Origin of the sequence: Pseudomonas sp. yb_5, from assembly GCF_043103865.1 — a bacterium.
GTDB lineage: Bacteria > Pseudomonadota > Gammaproteobacteria > Pseudomonadales > Pseudomonadaceae > Aquipseudomonas > Aquipseudomonas putida_Y.
The window spans coordinates 1-626 of the sequence record NZ_JBICKE010000026.1 but is presented as its reverse complement, the minus strand read 5'-3'; the positions used below and the strand labels follow the sequence as shown (position 1 = coordinate 626).

Below are 626 nucleotides of genomic sequence, written 5' to 3'. Positions count from 1 at the left end.
CTTAGAAGCAAAAGCCAAAGCAAGAGCAACGGCGTTCTTCCAGGTACACCAGGCCGAGGGCAGCCATGCCGGCGATATCCTTATCCAGATGACCGGGCAGAACCTCACCGAATGCATCGGCGGTGCCGGCCGATCACCGAGTTCGCTTTTCGCTTTTGATTTTGCTTCTAAGCGCGCAGTAGTTCAGGCGACGCAGATTGCGACTTCAGGAGGCCGAGTGGAGGCATTGCGGAGGGAGATGACGGGCATGGATGCCCGTCAAGCGCTGAGGCCCCATGGATGGGGCCTGCAGCGCGTGCTCCCGGGAGCAAGGCCGGAGCGAGGGGACCCCGGAGCGCAGCGCAGGGGCCGGATGATGGGAGCCGACGGTTTTTTGGTCCCTTTTTGCCACGACAAAAAGGGACCCGCCGTAAGGGCGGAAAGGTGAGTCGGCGTCGCCATCGCAAACGGACTGTACGCCCGATCAAAACCGGCGCTTAAGCTTTTGAGCTTTTGGGTTGTGCGCTTACACATCAAGCAGACATTCATTCACGATGTTGGCGCCTATTCACCTTTCCGCCCACCGGCGGGTTACTTTGGTCGTGGCCAAAGTAACCAAAGCCGTCGGCTCCCATCATCCGGCCCCT

Annotated in this window: 1 pseudogene; it reads left to right on the top strand. The window is 59.9% G+C overall.

The features are described from left to right. Positions 1 to 141, top strand: a pseudogene (locus ACF8GF_RS03680) (3-deoxy-7-phosphoheptulonate synthase); the annotation flags it as partial. Between the last annotated feature and the right edge of the window lie 485 nt (positions 142 to 626).